The 18717-nt window shown below is 52.8% G+C and carries 19 protein-coding genes; 3 read left to right on the top strand and 16 right to left on the bottom strand.

Annotation, left to right across the window (positions count from 1 at the left end; genetic code table 11):
* Positions 1-39: 39 nt before the first annotated feature.
* The 3 genes from SJI19_RS01025 to yfbV form a co-directional block, all read right to left on the bottom strand.
* Positions 40-699, bottom strand: a complete 660-nt coding sequence (locus SJI19_RS01025; protein WP_323476563.1) for a sugar phosphatase — start codon at positions 697-699, stop codon at positions 40-42.
* Between the two features lie 23 nt (positions 700-722).
* Positions 723-1217: a YfbU family protein gene (locus SJI19_RS01020; protein WP_323476562.1), complete on the bottom strand. Its 495-nt coding sequence runs from the start codon at positions 1215-1217 to the stop codon at positions 723-725.
* A 270-nt stretch (positions 1218-1487) separates the two neighbouring features.
* A complete protein-coding gene (gene yfbV, locus SJI19_RS01015) occupies positions 1488-1943 on the bottom strand; it encodes a terminus macrodomain insulation protein YfbV (protein ID WP_323476387.1) in 456 nt (151 codons plus the stop codon).
* Positions 1944-2308: 365 nt separating this feature from the next.
* Between yfbV and ackA the strand changes: the two genes are divergently transcribed.
* The gene (gene ackA / locus SJI19_RS01010) at positions 2309-3511 is read left to right on the top strand and encodes an acetate kinase (RefSeq protein WP_323476386.1); all 1203 of its coding nucleotides are present in this window, start codon (positions 2309-2311) and stop codon (positions 3509-3511) included.
* Between the two features lie 77 nt (positions 3512-3588).
* The gene (gene pta, locus SJI19_RS01005) at positions 3589-5739 is read left to right on the top strand and encodes a phosphate acetyltransferase (protein WP_323476385.1); all 2151 of its coding nucleotides are present in this window, start codon (positions 3589-3591) and stop codon (positions 5737-5739) included.
* Positions 5740-5789: 50 nt separating this feature from the next.
* Here the strand turns inward: pta and yfcD are convergent, their stop codons facing one another.
* Together yfcD and yfcE are read right to left on the bottom strand one after the other, a co-directional pair.
* Entirely contained in the window at positions 5790-6362 is a 573-nt protein-coding gene (yfcD, locus tag SJI19_RS01000) for an NUDIX hydrolase YfcD (protein ID WP_323476384.1), read from the bottom strand.
* Positions 6363-6457: 95 nt separating this feature from the next.
* On the bottom strand, positions 6458-7009 hold the full coding sequence (gene yfcE, locus SJI19_RS00995) for a phosphodiesterase (protein ID WP_323476561.1): 552 nt from the start codon (positions 7007-7009) through the stop codon (positions 6458-6460).
* Positions 7010-7359: 350 nt separating this feature from the next.
* Between yfcE and SJI19_RS00990 the strand changes: the two genes are divergently transcribed.
* The gene (locus tag SJI19_RS00990; RefSeq protein WP_323476383.1) at positions 7360-8262 is read left to right on the top strand and encodes a TIGR01777 family oxidoreductase; all 903 of its coding nucleotides are present in this window, start codon (positions 7360-7362) and stop codon (positions 8260-8262) included.
* 11 nt (positions 8263-8273) lie between these two features.
* Here the strand turns inward: SJI19_RS00990 and hisP are convergent, their stop codons facing one another.
* The 11 genes from hisP to SJI19_RS00935 form a co-directional block, all read right to left on the bottom strand.
* On the bottom strand, positions 8274-9047 hold the full coding sequence (gene hisP / locus SJI19_RS00985; protein WP_323476382.1) for a histidine ABC transporter ATP-binding protein HisP: 774 nt from the start codon (positions 9045-9047) through the stop codon (positions 8274-8276).
* A gap of 24 nt (positions 9048-9071) precedes the next feature.
* A complete protein-coding gene (locus SJI19_RS00980; RefSeq protein ID WP_323476381.1) occupies positions 9072-9779 on the bottom strand; it encodes an ABC transporter permease in 708 nt (235 codons plus the stop codon).
* Complete coding sequence (locus tag SJI19_RS00975; RefSeq protein ID WP_323476380.1) at positions 9776-10462, bottom strand: histidine ABC transporter permease HisQ; 687 nt, start codon at positions 10460-10462, stop codon at positions 9776-9778. Before SJI19_RS00975 ends, SJI19_RS00980 begins: the two co-directional genes overlap by 4 nt.
* A gap of 204 nt (positions 10463-10666) precedes the next feature.
* The gene (locus SJI19_RS00970; RefSeq protein ID WP_323476379.1) at positions 10667-11446 is read right to left on the bottom strand and encodes a lysine/arginine/ornithine ABC transporter substrate-binding protein; all 780 of its coding nucleotides are present in this window, start codon (positions 11444-11446) and stop codon (positions 10667-10669) included.
* Positions 11447-11798: 352 nt separating this feature from the next.
* Positions 11799-12368: a UbiX family flavin prenyltransferase gene (locus tag SJI19_RS00965; protein WP_323476378.1), complete on the bottom strand. Its 570-nt coding sequence runs from the start codon at positions 12366-12368 to the stop codon at positions 11799-11801.
* 192 nt (positions 12369-12560) lie between these two features.
* Positions 12561-14078, bottom strand: coding sequence for an amidophosphoribosyltransferase (gene purF, locus SJI19_RS00960; protein WP_323476377.1), 1518 nt, complete (start codon positions 14076-14078; stop codon positions 12561-12563).
* Positions 14079-14110: 32 nt separating this feature from the next.
* Complete coding sequence (gene cvpA / locus SJI19_RS00955; RefSeq protein WP_323476376.1) at positions 14111-14599, bottom strand: colicin V production protein; 489 nt, start codon at positions 14597-14599, stop codon at positions 14111-14113.
* Positions 14600-14791: 192 nt separating this feature from the next.
* A complete protein-coding gene (gene dedD / locus SJI19_RS00950; protein WP_323476375.1) occupies positions 14792-15511 on the bottom strand; it encodes a cell division protein DedD in 720 nt (239 codons plus the stop codon).
* Positions 15501-16769, bottom strand: a complete 1269-nt coding sequence (gene folC, locus SJI19_RS00945; protein ID WP_323476374.1) for a bifunctional tetrahydrofolate synthase/dihydrofolate synthase — start codon at positions 16767-16769, stop codon at positions 15501-15503. The genes dedD and folC overlap by 11 nt, the downstream gene beginning before the upstream one ends.
* Before the next feature lie 150 nt (positions 16770-16919).
* On the bottom strand, positions 16920-17840 hold the full coding sequence (gene accD / locus SJI19_RS00940) for an acetyl-CoA carboxylase, carboxyltransferase subunit beta (protein WP_323476373.1): 921 nt from the start codon (positions 17838-17840) through the stop codon (positions 16920-16922).
* Between the two features lie 213 nt (positions 17841-18053).
* Entirely contained in the window at positions 18054-18707 is a 654-nt protein-coding gene (locus SJI19_RS00935; protein WP_323476372.1) for a DedA family protein, read from the bottom strand.
* Between the last annotated feature and the right edge of the window lie 10 nt (positions 18708-18717).

Below are 18717 nucleotides of genomic sequence, written 5' to 3'. Positions count from 1 at the left end.
CATCATTTTTATCTGCGCCAGCATGTTGCTTAGCGACACTCAGGCCGGGTGCAAGCTCACCCGCACGCCGTGCACATCTTGCTCAACGCAAAGATGCTCGAGTGACGTGATTAACAAACTAATGGCCTCTTTTTGCGGCGTTTCATCTGGTGGGTTAACCGCTATCACCGGACAACCGGCCGCCAAGCCCGCCTGAATGCCGGCAATCGCATCCTCCACCACGATGCATTCAGCAGGCAGCAACCCAAGCTTTTGCGCCCCCAGCAGATAAGCATCCGGCTGAGGTTTGCCCCGCGCCACCTGCTCAGCGGTGACCAACACCGCCGGCGGCGGTAAATTCCCCGCCAACAGCCGGGCTGAGGCCACCGGGATCGAGCCCGAGGTGACAATGGCCCAAGGAATACCCAATGCATTTAACCTCGTGAGCAGCGCGACGGCACCGGGTAGCGCAGTAACCCCCTCAACACACTGTGCCTCAAAGGTTTCCAACGCGATAAATTCCGCCTGGATCACCTCCTCACTGGCGCCTGGCATAAAGTGTCGCAAAGAGGTAATAGCCTGTTTACCATGAATAAAACCATACACTTCCTGCAGCGGAATATTCATGCGCCTAGCCCAGTTTCCCCATGCTAATTCCACTACCGGCAATGAATCAATTAACGTTCCATCAAGGTCAAACAAAAAACCTTTACACAGCACAGGCATCTCTCCGGGTTACGCCATTAGGCATTGATAATTTGGGTAATTTCTACTGCGCTGAGATGATACTGGCGCGGGCAGGATTGCCAGACGGCCAACATGCGCAGGTATTTTTCCCACATCTTGGTCTGGGCATTAAAACCATGGGTGCCGGAGTCAAAGTGGGGATAACGCCCCTCGATGGAGACCATAAAACGCACATAGCCGAGGTAGCGGGCCTCGGTGGCAGCATCAAAGCCGAGAAACGCCAGGCGCCGTTCATCAATATCCTGCCGGTCTTTAAGATTCGACCAAGAGACCTGCAACGCATGGTGTAATTCCATGATATCGATAATTGTGCGACACACATCTTCGCTAAGCTGGCCGAATTCTCTATCCAGCTCGCGCATTTGCAGGCCATAACCGCGTTCCACGATGGTCTGTAGACGGCGGTAACGCTCGGCACTGTCCGGATCCAGCATGGACATCATTTTATACTGGTTCGACAGAATTAACCGTTGGGCGTTTGTCATCTCCATCATCAACTCCTAATTGTATGTCTGTTTGCACCGACAGCAGCCTGTCCTTAGCATCAGCATCGCATAATGCCCAAGCTGGCGGAACCGCAAGCCGACGCTTCTTTGATATAAAACAGCAGGTGGCGAAATTTCGCCCAACGGGCGGCCAGACCAACCGGGGAAGCAACAACCGTGAGGCTTATGGGCGCAGACGACTTCAGCGACGCCCTGATACCAGAGCAGAATATCTGCCCTGGCTCACAAACGCACTGGCCGCTCACGGCACATGGCCTAAAGATCGTCCAAAAAAGCCTTATCCAGCAATTTGAATGCGCGTTTGAGTACGTCGGCCAGCATCTGATAAGTGGGTATGCCTTCCAACGGTGCCATGGCTTGTCCCGCCTCGCTCAATTGATGGCGCACTTCATGGAACCAGTGCAACAACGTTGGCGGCAGAGGAGAAATCGAGCGTTTGCCTAGCCACCACAACCCCTGCATCGGCAGGCTGCAGGCAAAAATCGCCGTTGCCACAGCCGGACCGAGTTGGCCACCCATGGCAATTTGCCAGGAGAGCGTGAATACCGCCACCGCCGGCATATAACGCACCGCAAAGCGGGTGGCAACAATCATGCGGTTCTCAGGAAAAAATGGCGTCAGACGTTTATCGGCCGGCCAGGTTTTCATGTAGTCTTGTCCGCGTTGGAAAATTTTATACCAATTTACCGAACCGGAAGGGAGTGTCGCCATAGCAGACCTCAACTTTACGAATAAAATTTAAAATTTTTGTGCAAATTAACAAGCTATTTTGATAACTTTTAAATATATTTTGTCTTTAATGCCGGCAATCGTTATCCTTATTGCCGCCTATAGGCCGGTATAAAACCGCCTAAGCAACGAGACTGTGTTTACCCCCATCGGCATCTGCCAACGGGAAGGAAACCAGCATTTCGAATATCATGTTTAACTTCAATAGTTTTCGATTTCATGTCAAAAAAACCCACTTTGGCATGATGTTAATCATAAATCTCAACGGCATAATGCGCTACGCTTTAAGACTGATTGATGATTTATTAACCATGCATTACACACATGCATAACAGATAGGTACTTTCATGTCGAGTAAGCTTGTACTGGTTCTCAACTGCGGCAGTTCATCCCTAAAGTTTGCCATCATCGACGCCGCCAACGGTGAAGAACATCTCTCCGGCCTCGCCGAATGCTTTGGTCTGCCCGAAGCCCGCATCAAATGGAAAATCGACGGCGGTAAACATGAAGCAGAGTTAGGCAACGGTGCCGCACATAGCGAAGCGTTGAGCTTTATTGTTAATACAATTCTTGCTCAAAAACCAGAATTATCCGCGCAACTCACTGCCATCGGGCATCGCATTGTCAACGTCGGCGAAAAATACACCAGTTCGGCCCTGCTCTCCAATGATGTGCTGCAGGCGATCAAAGATTCCATCCCGTTTGCACCACTGCATAATCCGGCACATATCATCGGCATCAACGAAGCGCTCAAAGCGTTTCCCAAGCTGGCCGATAAGAACGTTGCCGTGTTCGATACGGCGTTCCACCAGACCATGCCGGAAGAGTCATTCCTTTATGCCCTGCCGTACTCGCTGTATGAAGAGCACCGCATCCGCCGCTATGGCGCTCACGGCACCAGCCACTTCTATGTAACCCGCGAAGCCGCTAAGCTGCTGGGTAAACCTATGGAACAGGTTAACCTGATCACCTGCCATCTCGGCAACGGCGGTTCAGTGACCGCAGTGCGCAATGGCCAGAGCGTTGATACCTCCATGGGGCTCACCCCGCTGGAAGGATTGGTCATGGGCACCCGCAGTGGCGATATTGATCCTGCCATCGTATTCTACCTCCATAATGCCATGGGCATGTCGGTTGAACAAATCGATAAAATGCTCACCAAGGAATCCGGACTGCTAGGCCTGACCGGCGAGACCAGCGATATGCGTTGGGTGATCGACAATTACGACACCAAACCGCAAGCCAAGCGTGCCATGGATGTGTTCTGCCATCGCTTGGCGAAGTATATCGGCGGCTACACCTCCCTGATGGAAGGCCGGCTGGATGCGGTGATTTTCACCGGTGGTATCGGCGAAAATGCGGCGAAAGTTCGTGAGCTGACATTGGCAAAACTGTCGCTGCTCGGCTTTGAAATCGATCATAAACGCAATGAAGCTGCCCGCTTCGGCAACAGCGGTGTTATCACCACTGACACCAGCCGTCCAGCCATTGTGATTACCACCAATGAAGAGTTGGTGATAGCCCAAGATGCAGCGCGCCTAACGGCGTAACACCATCTACCCGTTTCGCCGGCTCCGCCGGCGAAATACTTTTAGACTAACGAGCAACCGTTTAAAGAGGTTTAGCCGTGTCCCGTACAATTATGTTGATCCCCACTGGCACTAGCGTCGGTCTGACAAGCATCAGCCTCGGTGTTATTCGCGCTATGGAACAAAAAGGCGTGCGTTTGAGCGTATTCAAACCTATCGCACAGCCTCGCACCGGTGATGATGGCTTTGATGCCACCACCAATATTATCCGCGCCAACTCCGCTATCCCGTCCGCAGAACCACTGCGCATGAGTTACGTTGAATCACTGTTGGGTTCCAACCAGCAAGACGTGTTAATGGAAGAGATTATCTCCCGCTATCACGACAATACTAAAGATGCCGAAGTGGTTCTGGTGGAGGGTTTGGTCCCGACGCGCAAACATCAGTTCGCCAATGCATTAAATTACGAAATAGCCAAAACCCTGAACGCGGAAATCGTCTTTGTATTGTCCCTGGGGAATGACTCGCCGGATCAGTTAAAAGAACGCATTGAGCTTGCTCGCTCCAGCTTTGGCGGCAGCAAAAACAAAAATATCATCGGTGTTATCGTTAATAAATTGAACGCACCGGTGGATGAACAGGGCCGTACACGTCCCGACCTGTCGGAAATCTTTGATGACTCTGCAAAGAACAGCGTGGCCAAGCTTGATGTGAAGCAGCTGTTTGAAAACAGTCCGCTGCCAATCCTGGGCTGTGTGCCATGGAGTGTTGATCTTATCGCCGTGCGCGCCATCGATATGGTAAATCATCTGGGCGCGACCATTATCAATGAAGGCGATATCCGCACCCGCCGTGTCAGATCCGTGACCTTCTGCGCACGCAGCCTACCGAATATGCTGGAGCATTTCCGTCCAGGCTCGCTGCTGGTGACCTCTGCCGATCGTCCCGATGTATTGGTTGCCGCCTGTTTGGCCGCCATGAATGGTGTTGAACTGGGCGCTATTCTGTTGACCGGTGGTTATCAGGTGGATCCACAGATCAAAAGCCTATGCGAACGCGCCTTCCAAACCGGCCTGCCGATGTTTACCGTGCAGACCAATACCTGGCAGACTTCGCTCAGCCTGCAAAGTTTTAGTCTGGAGGTCCCACCGGACGATCGTAGCCGGGTGGAAAAACTGCAAAACTTCGTGGCGGGTCATATCGACAATCAGTGGATTGAATCCCTCACTGCCAGCTCAGAACGTTCCCGTCGTTTGTCACCCCCTGCGTTTCGTTATCAGCTTACCGAACTGGCGCGCCAGGCCGGTAAGCGTATTGTGATGCCTGAAGGGGACGAACCGCGCACGGTCAAAGCAGCGGCAATTTGCGCCGAACGCGGTATCGCCCATTGTGTGTTGCTGGGTAATCCAGAAGAGATTCAGCGCGTGGCGGCCGTTCAGGGTGTTGAGCTGGGTAAAGGCATCGAAATCATCGATCCTGAACTGGCCCGTGAACGTTATGTACCACGTCTGGTTGAGCTGCGTAAGAGTAAGGGCATGACCGAAGTGGTCGCGCGTGAACAACTAGAAGATAATGTGGTGCTCGGTACCCTGATGTTGGAACAAGGGGAAGTCGACGGCCTGGTATCCGGTGCAGTACATACTACTGCCAATACCATCCGTCCGCCGTTGCAGTTGATCAAAACCGCCCCGGGCAGCTCGCTGGTATCATCGGTATTCTTTATGCTGCTGCCTGAACAGGTTCTGGTGTATGGCGACTGTGCCATCAACCCCGATCCTACCGCAGAACAACTGGCGGAAATCGCTATCCAGTCCGCTGATTCGGCCGCCGCTTTTGGTATCGACCCGCGTGTCGCCATGATTTCGTATTCAACCGGCACCTCCGGCGCCGGCAGCGATGTGGAAAAAGTGCGCGAAGCGACGCGTTTGGCAAAAGAAAAACGTCCTGATCTGGTTATCGACGGTCCGCTACAATACGATGCAGCCATCATGGCCGACGTCGCGCTGTCCAAAGCACCGAACTCACCGGTTGCGGGCAAAGCCACCGTCTTTATCTTCCCGGACTTGAATACCGGTAATACCACTTATAAAGCGGTTCAACGTTCTGCAGATTTGATTTCCATCGGGCCAATGCTGCAAGGCATGCGCAAACCGGTGAACGATCTGTCGCGCGGCGCGCTGGTTGACGATATCGTTTATACCATTGCGTTGACTGCCATTCAGTCCAAACAGGCTGAAACCGCCAAGTAATGTCATCACTACGCCGGCGTTAAGCCGGCGTTTTTTATGGCGTTCAGGGATTACTCGGCGACGGGCTCGTCTGCTGGTGGGGTAGGAGGCAGCGACTTGCCATAGGCTTTATGGTTGTTGCGGCTCATCCACAGCGACAGCGCCTTTAGCGAATCCGGCGTGTATTCATCGCAACGGGCGGTGATTTCTTCGGGACTGAGCCATTTTACCGCTTCCACTTCCGCCTCTTGCAAGGCGAACGGACCGTGGCTGACGCAGCTAAACAACGCCCCCCACACCCGACAGTGTTCATTTTCAAAATAAAACAGCCCATGTTCGGCGAAAGGCACACCGGCAATCCCCAATTCCTCTTCCGCCTCCCGGCGCGCTGATTCCAGCATGTTTTCACCGGCTTGCACCACACCACCGGCGGTGGCATCCAGATACCCCGGATAGAAATCCTTGGCGGCGGTACGGCGCTGCACCAGAATTTTACCCATACCGTCATGAACCACAATGTAACTCGCACGGTGCCTGAGGCGTTCAGCGCGCATTTGCTGGCGGCTAGACTGGGCAATGACTTCATTGTTTTCGTTGACGATGTCAACCCATTCCACGCCTACCGCCTGACTCTGTTCCACCATCTTTCGAATCCCTTGTTATGAGACGCGGAGAGCCGCGCACCTATTTTGTAAATTGTAATGAAATACGTAACCCGCACGAGTCGATCCGTCATAACTTAGTGGGAAATTGCCACTTGCGCAATAGTCTCGCTCGCTTCCATTGAAACAACCCGTAATATTTTATCTTCCAGCACACCATAGCTGGCAGGAAATCCCCCTTTGGGCAAAGCAACCGAGCCGGGATTAAAACAAACCATGTCGTCCACCCGTTCGGCATGGGGAACATGGGTATGCCCGTAAACCAATACGTCATCGTGACACAGCGGTGGCCGGCTAGCCGGACTAAACAGATGGCCGTGGGTGACGAAAATACGGGTTTTTTCCAGCAATATCTGCTGCCATGGCGCGGTAATAGGGAATTCCAGCAGCATCTGGTCCACTTCACTGTCACAGTTGCCGCGCACCGCGATAATCCGATCGGCGTAATGATTGAGTTGGCTGGCGACCTCAGCAGGCTGGTATTCATCCGGTAAGGGGTTGCGCGGGCCGTGGTAGAGTAAATCACCCAACAGTACCAGCCAGGTAGCACCACTGGCGTCAAATGCTGCCAGGAGCCGTTGAGTCGCAGTTAATGAACCATGGATATCGGCGGCAAACATAAGTTTCATCATTTATCCTCACGGTGGTTGGCGAATACGACGTTGCCATAAGTTTAACAAAAATAACGACTGCGGTAAGCACGTCAAGGCAGGATGCACTGCGTCGCCACCGATGAAGCGTATCCGCTAAACGCCCTGGGCTGGAGTGTCCGGCGTGATCTACCGCCCCCATCACAGCAAATTTATTACAGTTTTACAGCGCAGTCCGCATACCGCTGATTGTTGTAGACTTTTTGCTAAAATTTTGTCAGTTTATTGTCAATATATTGCCAGAGCGCACCCAATTTCATCACGTTATGACCTATGCTTGATTCTGGAGCGTTTTTTGGCGCACGCACATTGCGGGAAGCGAGGCAATTATGAAAATTTTAATTACCGGTGGCACGGGGTTAATCGGGCGGCACCTCACCGCACGTTTGTTGGCATTATCACATCAGATCTCGGTGCTGACCCGCGATCCGACGCGTGCGCACCAAATCTTGGGGACCCACATCACCACCCTAACCACCCTGGCCTCCTGTACCAGCCTTGATGCGTTTGACGCGGTCATTAACCTCGCCGGCGAACCCATTGCGGACAAGCGCTGGAGCGCTGAGCAAAAGGAACGTCTTTGCCGCAGCCGTTGGGAAATAACCGATCGCTTAAGCCAACTGCTGCGTCAAAGCGACAATCCACCGTCGGTGTTTATTTCCGGATCGGCAACCGGCTTTTATGGCAACCAAGATCAGACACTGGTCACCGAAGACGAAACGCCAGTGGAAGAGTTTACCCATACGTTATGTCAACGCTGGGAAACGCTAGCCTTAAGTGCACAAAGTCCGCGCACGCGAGTGTGCCTGTCGCGTACCGGCGTCGTACTGGCGGCGGATGGTGGCATGCTGAGCAAACTGCTGCCGCTGTTTAAAGTAGGGTTGGGTGGCCCCATAAGCCACGGACGGCAATTTCTGCCGTGGATTCATATCGATGATATGGTGGACGCCCTGATATTCCTGCTTACTACCGATGGGCTGCAGGGGCCGTTTAACCTGGTTGCCCCCTACCCGGTACACAATGAGCAATTTGCGGCCATTCTCGGCGAAGCGCTACACCGACCTGCATTAATGCGCGCACCGGCCTGCGCGGTAAAGCTGATGATGGGCGAAGGCGCCACGCTGGTGCTGGGCGGCCAGCGCGCGGTACCTAAACGCCTTGAACAGGCTGGCTTTACTTTCAGATATATGGAACTTAAACCGGCTCTGGCAGAGATACTAAAAGATCAATAGGGCCGGATGCCCTATTTGAGCGCGCCGGATAAAAACTGCTGTAACCGGGGGCTGCGTGGATTGCCAAACACCTCTTCCGGGCTACCCTCTTCTTCGATTACCCCTTGGTGCAGGAAAATCACATGATTTGAAACGTGCCGGGCAAATTCCATTTCATGGGTAACCACCACCATGGTTTTCCCCTCTTCGGCCAGCTTTTGCATGATGCGTAGCACTTCGCCTACCAACTCAGGGTCTAGCGCCGACGTCGGTTCATCAAACAATAATACGTCCGGTTCCATCGCCAACGCCCGAGCAATAGAAACCCGCTGCTGTTGACCGCCGGAAAGGTTGATCGGGAATTTAGCCCGTGCACGTTCGTCGATGCCCACCTTATCCAAATACAGCACTGCACGTTCATATGCCTGTGATTTACTCAACCCCAACACCTGTATGGGGGCTTCCATCACGTTTCCCAACACCGTCATATGACTCCATAAATTGAAGTGCTGGAACACCATAGTCAGCCGCGTTCTCAATAACTGCAGCTGTTTTTTATCAAACACTTTTAGCTGTCCGTCGCTATCGCGCACCATATGAATATCAATATTGTTGACGCTAATAGATCCTTCACTGGGTTTTTCCAGAAAATTAATGCAGCGTAAAAAGGTGCTTTTGCCGGAGCCTGAAGATCCGATAATACTGATAACGTCACCCGCACGAGCCTCCAGGGAGACGCCTTTGAGCACTTCCTGATCGCCATAGCGCTTGTGCAGTTCCTTAATCAACAGTTTGGTTTCTTGCATAGTATTATCCTGCACGTTATGGGCTTATTGCGGTTTAACATGCCGCAGCCAGCGTTTTTCAGCCTTGCGGAACGATCCGATCAGCACAAATGAGATCAGTAGATAGATAACCGCCGCGATGCCAAAAGCATAAAAAGGCTGGTAGGTGGCGGCGTTAATATCACGGGCTATCTTCAGCACATCAGGCACTGTGGCGGTAAACGCTAAGGTGGTGGAATGCAGCATCAATATCACTTCGTTGCTATAAGCCGGGATAGCGGTTCGCAGCGCCGATGGCAGAATGATGCAGCGATAAAGCTTAAACCAGGAAAATCCGTAGGCACGGGCCGCCTCAATTTCACCATGAGGCACGGCGCGGATGGCGCCGGCAAAAATTTCGGTGGTGTAAGCACAAGTGTTAAGGGTTAGCGCCAAAATGGTGCAATTAAACCCGCTGCGGAAAAAGGCGTTGAGCAAATCGGTGCCGCGTACAATTTCCAGGCTGTACATACCCGAATAGAATACCAACAACTGTACATACAGCGGCGTGCCGCGAAAAACATAGGTAAACAGCCAGACGGGAAAACGCACCCATGGCCTGGGCGATACACGCGCCACTGCCATAAATACCGCCAGGATCCCGCCCATGAACACCGATGAAACCAGTAACCATAAGGTGACCGCCAGTCCGGTAAAACGATAACCATCGCTCCACAACAAGGCCTGTCCATATTGTTGCAGGATCTCAATCATAGCTCGGCCTTCTTAACGCCCAAAGAATAACGCCGGGTCAGCCATAACAGCACCCCGTTGGAGAGAGTGGTGAAGATCAAATAGATCACCCCCGCTACCATGATGAAATAAAACGGCTGATAGGTTCCTTTGCCGGCCAATTGCGTGGCTTTTACCACGTCATTGAGTCCCAATAAAGATACCAGAGCGGTAGCTTTTAATATGACCTGCCAGTTGTTGCCAATACCAGGCAGCGCAAAACGCATCATGGCAGGGAACATAATTCGGCGAAAGATTTGCCCGCTGGTAAAACCGAACGCGGTAGCCGCTTCGATTTGTCCGCGCGGCACCGCCATAAAGGCACCACGAAATGTCTCGGTGAAATAAGCACCGTAAATAAAACCCAGCGTAATGATACCCGCCGACATGGGGTCAATATCAATCTGGTCCATGCCGATAGATTCAGTCAGGCTATTAAGTGCAATTTGCAATCCGTAGAAGATTAACAACATCAGCACCAGATCGGGCACACCGCGAATCAGTGTGGTATAGCCATTAAAAATACCCGCCAGCATGCGGTTACGGGAGAGTTTGGCACCGGCACCAATCAGTCCGATTATCACCGAGAGCACCACTGACGTTAACGCCAACTCAAGGGTAACCAGGGCACCGCTAAAAATGAGTTGCGAATAACCATAAAGCATCGATCATATCCTGTCCCGTCGGAGGATTAACAACATAGCTATACCCAATACATTTCATGTTGCGCGAAGGCGGCAAGCGAGAAAATTCCGATGAACTCACTCAAGTCAGTGATTCGGGTGAACGAGTACCGCCAACGGATCTGCAACATGAAAGATGAAGGGGATATGCCCGCGCGGTGCGCGGACAAATATCACATAACAGGATTAACCGCCGTAAACATCAAAATCAAAATATTTCTTGGCAAGTTTGCTGTAAGTCCCATCTTTACGCATTTCAGCAAAGGCTTTATCCAACGCAGCTTTCAGCTCAGGGTCATCTTTACGCAAGCCCATACCGGTGCCAACACCAAAAAATTGATTATCTTTCACCGCAGGTCCGGCAAAAACATACCCTTTGCCCGCGGGTTGTTTGAGGAACCCTTCACTACCGGCCACTTCATCCTGGAACGCGGCGTCAATACGACCGGTGCCAAGGTCAGCGTAGATCAGATCCTGGTTGGCATACGCCACCACGTCGATACCTTTAGGCTGCCACATAGCGTTGGCATAGGCTTCCTGAGTGGAGCCCTGTAGCACGCCCACACGCTTGCCTTTCAGGCTATCCACGGTAGGTTTAATCGCCGTGCCGACTTTAGCAATCAAACGCGCATTGGCGGCATAAAGTTTGTCGGTAAAAGCAATTTCCTGCTCACGCTTTTCAGTGATCGACAACGAAGAGATGATAGCGTCGATTTTTTTAGCTTTGAGTGAGGGGATCAGTGCATCAAAGTCGCTTTCAACGAAGGTACATTTAGCTTGGATACGCTTGCACAGGTCTTTAGCTAAATCGATATCAAAACCCACTAACTGACCACTGGCATTTTTTGACTCAAAAGGAGCATAAGTCGGATCGGTACCAATTTTAATATCTTTAGGCATCGCAGCGAAAGCGCTGCTGGCGGCGATAGCCAATACCAAAGGAAGAACTTTTACCAGCTTTTTCATACTTTACCCTCTGTATAATTTTTAGTTAGGCATAAACCGTGATGTCATTGCTGGAATCAAGTACTGCACTTTTCGTGCCATTTTAACATTAGCCGCGAAGTGCTTTACCCCAGTGCCATAATAACACTTTCAATGCACCTCAATAGTCTGCGTGAAAAGCCAATCGGTTGATTTACCAGCCACAGGCAGGTTGGCGCCCAGGCTCATTGCACCAACATCATACATCCGGCGATCACTATTGGTGCAATAAGAGTCAGGTCCGCCCACAATCGGTGCGACAGGTCATACCAAAGGATGGCAAAATAACATTGACGTGAGGTGAGCATAGACTCGGTAGGTGGTGCCCCGGGGGCTATTGTCCCTGCCAGCGTTCAAACAGCTCCTGAGGTAATTCGATGTCGAATTGATCCAATACCCGATTAACCGTCTGGTCGATAATGTCCTGCAAGGAGGTGGGGCGATGATACATTGCAGGCACCGGCGGCATGATGACGGCGCCCATTTCGGCGGCTGCGGTCATCAGTCGTAGATGGCCAAGATGAAGCGGCGTTTCGCGTACGCAAAGCACCAGTGTGCGGCGTTCTTTCAAAACAACGTCGGCTGCGCGTGACAATAAACCGTCGCTGTAGCTGTTAACAATGGCTGAGAGGGTCTTCATGGAACAGGGTAAGATAACCATGCCTGCGGTCTTGAATGAGCCAGAACTGATGCTGGCGGCGATATCCCGGCAATCATGCACCCGATCGGCCATGGCCTGAACTTCACGCACGCTATAATCAGTTTCCAATGCCAGGGTCTGACGCGCAGCGTTGCTCAGCACCAGGTGGGTTTCCACGTGGTCCACGGTCTGGAGTACTTGCAAAAGTCTTACGCCGTACACCGCTCCACTGGCGCCGGTTATACCTACTATCAGTTGTTTCATGTGCTTTCTCCCTGATCTGGGCACGACGTTCTTTTTGACCATCACTGCCAGTCACGGACGCGACGCGCATTGCCGACCATCAAGACAATCGGACACCAGGTCCCTACTGCTGACAGCCCATAATAAAACACCCGGCACGAATAACCGCCCGGGTGAATGCGTCGACTACCGGTTAACCGGACGCCGGTTTGCTTAGCCTTCGTTATACATTTCCAGGTTTTCCACCTCGGTTTGCATGCGTACCGCTTTGACATCATCATTACGCAGCGATTCGAGATAATCAAGGTAACGCTGATCAACGTCCTTGGTAACGTAGATTCCGTTAAATACCGAGGATTCGAACTGCGTCACGTCCGGGTTATCTTCCCGTACCGCCGCTTCCAGATCACTGAGATCCTGGAAAATCAACGCATCGGCGCCGATCAGTTTGCGAATTTCAGCCACTTCACGGCCGTGGGCAATCAGTTCGGTTGCGCTAGGCATATCAATGCCGTAGACATTGGGAAAGCGTATTTCCGGTGCCGCAGAGGCCAAGTAAACATTGCGCGCTCCGGCTTCACGGGCCATTTCGACAATTTGTTCCGATGTAGTGCCACGTACGATGGAGTCATCCACCAATAGGACATTTTTATCACGGAACTCGGCACGGTTGGCGTTAAGCTTGCGGCGTACCGATTGGCGACGCACCTGCTGACCGGGCATGATAAACGTACGGCCCACATAGCGATTTTTTACAAATCCCTGACGGTAAGGCAAGTTAAGAATACGCGCGATTTCCAACGCAATGTCGCAGGAGGTTTCCGGGATGGGGATCACCACATCAATATCCAGGTCCTCCCATTCGCGCGCAATCTTCTCACCCAATTTTTGTCCCATGCGCACCCGGGCACTGTAAACGGAAATCTTGTCGATAAACGAGTCAGGGCGAGCAAAATAGACATATTCAAACAGGCAGGGATGGCTTTGCGGATTTTCCGCGCATTGGCGGGTGAATAATTGACCATTTTCAGTAATATACACTGCTTCACCCGGCGCCACATCGCGCAGGAATTCAAAGCCAAGGGTGTCAAGCGCCACGCTTTCGGACGCCACCATATATTCATTGCGGCCATCGGCCAAAGTGCGTTTGCCAATGACCAGCGGACGAATGCCGTTAGGATCGCGAAATGCGATCAGGCCATGGCCGATGATCATGCCGACCACGGCATAAGCACCACGAATCTGCTGGTGGGTGGCCGCCACTGCCGCAAAAATATTATCGGCCTCTAGTGGATAGTCAGGAAAACGGTCCAGCTCGCTGGCCAGGATATTGAGCAGGATTTCCGAGTCGGACGTTGTATTAATGTGACGGCGCCCTTTTTCAAACAATTTTTTGCGCAGCTCGTGAGCGTTGGTCAGATTACCGTTGTGAGCCAGCGTGATGCCGAACGGGGAATTGACATAAAAAGGTTGGGCCTCGGAGGCGCTGGAGCTGCCGGCAGTGGGATAGCGTACATGGCCAATGCCCATATTGCCCTGCAGACGCTGCATATGTCTGGCTTCAAATACATCCTTCACCAAACCATTGGCTTTGCGTAATCGAAAGCAATCCAATGCATCAATGGTGACGATGCCCGCCGCATCCTGCCCACGGTGCTGAAGCACCGTTAACGCGTCATAAATCGACTGGTTGACCGGCATAAAACCGGCGATACCGACAATACCGCACATGTGTCATTTCCTCATCAGCGTTACCGCGGCGATTAATGCCCCGGTAAGAAACTCGACGTGTTTCTGAGATAGTCAAAAAACCATCTGATAATACCGCTGAACTGCGGTATCAGCTGGGACTGGTGCCAGTCCTCGCTCTGGGAGAATCCGGTGAAGGTATCCAAAAAGAATAGCATGGCCGAGACGATCAGTATGCCCCTGAGCGCGCCGAAACACACACCTAACACCCGATCCGTGCCGGATAAACCGGTCCGTTCCACCAGAGAGCCAATCACGTAATTAACAATTGCCCCAACGATCAGGGTAGCCACAAACAACAGGGCAATCGCGATACCGTTACGAACCAACTGATCTTCAAAGCGGGTAAAATAGACGGCGAGGTACACATAATAGTGGCTGGCAACGAAAAACGCACATCCCCAGGTCACTAATGATAAGGCTTCGCGTATAAATCCCCGGATCAGACTTATCAGAGCAGAAAAGACTATGATGCCAATAATGGCGTAATCAACCCAGATCATGCATGCATCCCTAGTTAACTCGCCCCGTCAGCAGGTTCGCGGCGAATTCTATCAGAAAACGAAAACGTTTGCGCAGCGGAATTTTGGCGCAAAGTGAAATTAGCAACGGCCATTAAAAAAGCCCAATTAACGCAAGAAGATAACACGCAGAGCTGCCATTCTCGCGTTTGACCACCTCGGGTACTCAGTAAATCAATGAGCCTGATAGGCGCGCAGTTGTCCACTGAGCTCACTCAGTCGATTCATTTCCGGCAGTGCCGCTTCAAGCTTTTGCTTAGAGGCTTCTGGCCCGACAAAAATACGGGTAATCTGCCCTGCCACCGGCACCGAAGGCACGGTATAAGCGCGATAACCTGCCAGACGCAGTTTAGCGACGATCTCCCTCACTTTGGCGGCATTTTTCAGCGCACCTAATTGCACCACCCAGGCCTGGCCCTGCGGCGGCGTCTCGACGGTTTCTTTGGCAGGCGTCACTGGTTTTTGCGTTGTCGCCGGTTTGGGTTCCTGTTTGGTGTCAGCTTTCACTACCGGTGGTTTAACCGCAGGTTTATCTTGCTCCACCGGTTTGGACGGTGCCGTTTTTATCGATTCCCGACGGGCCGGGGCTTTTGGTGGCGTCGCTGGGGTACTGTTATTGCCCCCGGCAGCGGCGGAATCATCACCCGATTGGGCCTTATTCGACTGTACCACTGCCGCCCCCGCACCTTCCGGCGGCTGGCTGGGTAGCGACTGGTTGGCCTGAGGGTAAGCATCGCCCTCATCGGTATCGCCGGGTTTAGGCACTAATGGAATCGCGGCAAAATTATCCTCATAGTGCTTTTTTTTACCATCCAGCAGGCCGGGCAGTACGATGACGCCAAGTGCCACGATGATGATGGTTCCCACCAACCGGTTCTGAAACTTACTGGCCACGTTCTTTCTCCGGGTTGACCATCGCCATCACCGGGGCCACGGTATGAAACGAACCGAATACCAGTACACAATCTTCTGGTCCCGCGTCCCGCAGCGCCTGGAGCCAAGCCGACGGCACATCGTCAAATAGCAGCGCATCATTGAGATGCGCCGCCAGTTGCGCCGCAGTAGCAGCGCGCGGCCCCACCAGGGATGCGCAGTACCATTGATCCACTTGACCGCGCAGCGTGTCCAGCGTGCTGGCGATATCCTTGTCCGCCAGCATACCCACGACCGCCAGCAGACGACCGGTGATGGTCAGTTTTTCCAGCTGTCGCGACAAATAACCGGCAGCGTGGGGATTATGGGCAACATCAAGAATACGCAACGGCCGTTGACCGATGGTTTGAAAGCGGCCCGGCAGCGCGGCATCAAGCAGCCCGTGGCGGATCGCCCGTTCCGACACTGGCAGCGGCCATTTGCTAAGCACAGCCAGTGCAGTAGCGGCGTTCGCCAGCGGAATGGACGGCAGCGGCAAATTTTCCAGGGTTATTTCGGCATTTCGCCAGCACCAGACATCGCCGTTAACGGAAAACGACCAGTCACGATCACGACAATAAAGCGGCGTAGCCAATTTATCAGCGACGCGGTCGATAGAAGCCGGACGATCGGGTTCACCCACTATCGCCGGTTTACCGGCACGCAGGATGCCTGCCTTTTCGCGCCCGATACTTTCACGATCGGGCCCCAGCAGCTCAGTATGATCAAGGGCAATACTGGTGATAACGGCCACATCCGCATCAACAACATTGGTCGCATCAAGCCGCCCCCCCAAACCCACCTCGAGGATCACCACATCCAAGGCCGCCTGTTTGAACAACCAAAAGGCCGCCAGGGTACCAAATTCAAAATAGCTTAAGGAGATATTGCCACGCCCAGTTTCAATCGCCGCCATCGCCTCGCTGTGCCGGCGTTCGGACAATTCCCGACCCTGGATACGGACCCGTTCGGTATAATGCAGTAAATGGGGGGAGCTGTAGACGCCGACCTTCAAGCCTTCGGCCAGCATCACCGTCTCCAGCAGTCGGCAAGTGGTGCCTTTGCCGTTGGTGCCGGCGACAGTAATCACCTGCGCGGCTGGACGGGATAATTCTAGCTGGCGAGCAACCTGGCCAATCCGCTCCAGGCCCAGGTCGATGGTTTTGGCATGCAGGCGCTCAAGATAATAAAGCCACTCGGCCAGTGACGATGTGGCTTGAGGCACAGTAAGATTTTCCATACGTCCCGTTGTTGACTATTTAGTAGCAATCACGTTAACCATGATCTATTAGGCATAACCATGCTGATACAGTGTCCAGGCGGCCAAGACCGGGCTCCAGGCTTACACTGCCGGGGTGTCACTGCCAACACGCCCCGGCGGGAATACGGCCTAGATTTCGTCCTGGTGCTCAGGCGGCGTGATATCGGCTTTCGGTTCGTGGGCATGCTGCGCTTCAGGCTGCGGCCGGTGGCTCATTTTAGCCAACAGGCTGGCGAGCTTTAGCCGCATTTCGGGCCGACGCACGATCATATCAATGGCGCCTTTCTCAAGCAAAAATTCGCTGCGCTGAAAACCCGCAGGCAGTTTTTCCCGCACCGTTTGCTCAATCACCCGCGGGCCGGCAAAACCGATCAACGCCTTGGGTTCAGCAATGTTAAGATCGCCCAGCATGGCCAGACTGGCTGAAACCCCCCCCATGGTCGGATCGGTCAAGACCGAAATATAGGGTAACCGGCGCTCCCGCAGTCGTGCCAGGGCAGCGCTGGTCTTCGCCATCTGCATCAACGAAAGCAAGGCTTCCTGCATCCGCGCGCCGCCGCTGGCGGAGAAGCAGACCAGCGGACATTCGTCTTCCAGAGCCTGCTCAACCGCACGCACAAACCGCGCGCCGACCACCGAGGACATGGAACCGCCGATAAAAGCAAATTCAAAGGACGCCACCACCACCGGCATATCAAATAACGTGCCTTTCATCACCACCAGCGCGTCTTTTTCGTCGGTGGCCTTTTGCGCCGCCGCCAGGCGATCCTTGTATTTTTTGGAATCCTTGAATTTCAGGATATCCCTTGGCTCGAGTTCGCTACCCAGCTCCACTTCGCTGCCTTTATCCAAAAAGGCATGTAGGCGGGCCCGTGCAGTCATGCGCATATGATGATCGCACTTGGGGCAAACATCCAGGTTGCGTTCAAGCTCAGCCCGATACAGTACCTGCCCGCAGCTATCACATTTCGTCCACACGCCTTCTGGGATATTGGCCCTACGCGCTGGGGTGATAGTGCTCTTATTGAGAATTCGTTCAATCCAGCTCATCGATAACCTTTCTGTTTGAACCTGGCAAGCGCCAGTCCGCTATTCACGCTTTGACCATCATGCCGGCGTAACCTGCCGTGCCGTCTTTTCGATATGAAAAACAATAGCCATTAAAAATGTTGCCTATTAAACCATAACCGCCAACCAGTTGGGATAGAAAACTCTGCTCACTGCTCATCATTTACCCATACCCAACAGCCAACGGTGGTTTGCCTAGGGGCGGGAGGCCGCGCGTTTATGCCGCCATATTTCGATCACACCCGGCAATATTGACAACACGATAATGCCGACAATCAGTAATTTAAGATTTTCCTGTACCACCGGCAAATCACCAAACCAATAACCTGCATAGGTAAACAGTGCCACCCACAACACGCCGCCGGTGATATTAAACAGAGCAAAATGCCGGTAGGACATATGCCCCATACCCGCGACAAATGGCGCAAAGGTTCGCACTATCGGCACAAAACGCGCCAAGATAATGGTTTTGCCGCCATGGCGTGCGTAGAACTGATGGGTTTTATCCAAATAGCTACGCCGGAACAGTTTTGAATCGGGGTTACTGAACAATTTTTCACCGAACAACCGTCCGATAGTATAATTGACTGCATCACCCAGTACCGCCGCCAACGCCATGAGCAGTGCCATAGTATGCACATCGAGTTGGTTAGACGGTAACGCCGCCAGCGCGCCGGCGACAAATAACAACGAATCCCCCGGCAAAAACGGCGTTACCACCAACCCGGTTTCACAAAACAGAATCAGGAACAAAATGGCGTAGACCCAGACACCATATTGCGCCACCAATTCTGCTAGGTGAACATCGATATGCAAAATAAAGTCAATGATAAGTCTAACAAAGTCCATGATGTCTCTC

Origin of the sequence: Acerihabitans sp. TG2 (assembly GCF_035013185.1) — a bacterium.
Lineage (GTDB): Bacteria > Pseudomonadota > Gammaproteobacteria > Enterobacterales > Enterobacteriaceae > Acerihabitans.
The sequence above is the reverse complement of the archived record's forward strand: the minus strand, read 5'-3'. Positions and strand labels throughout refer to the sequence as shown.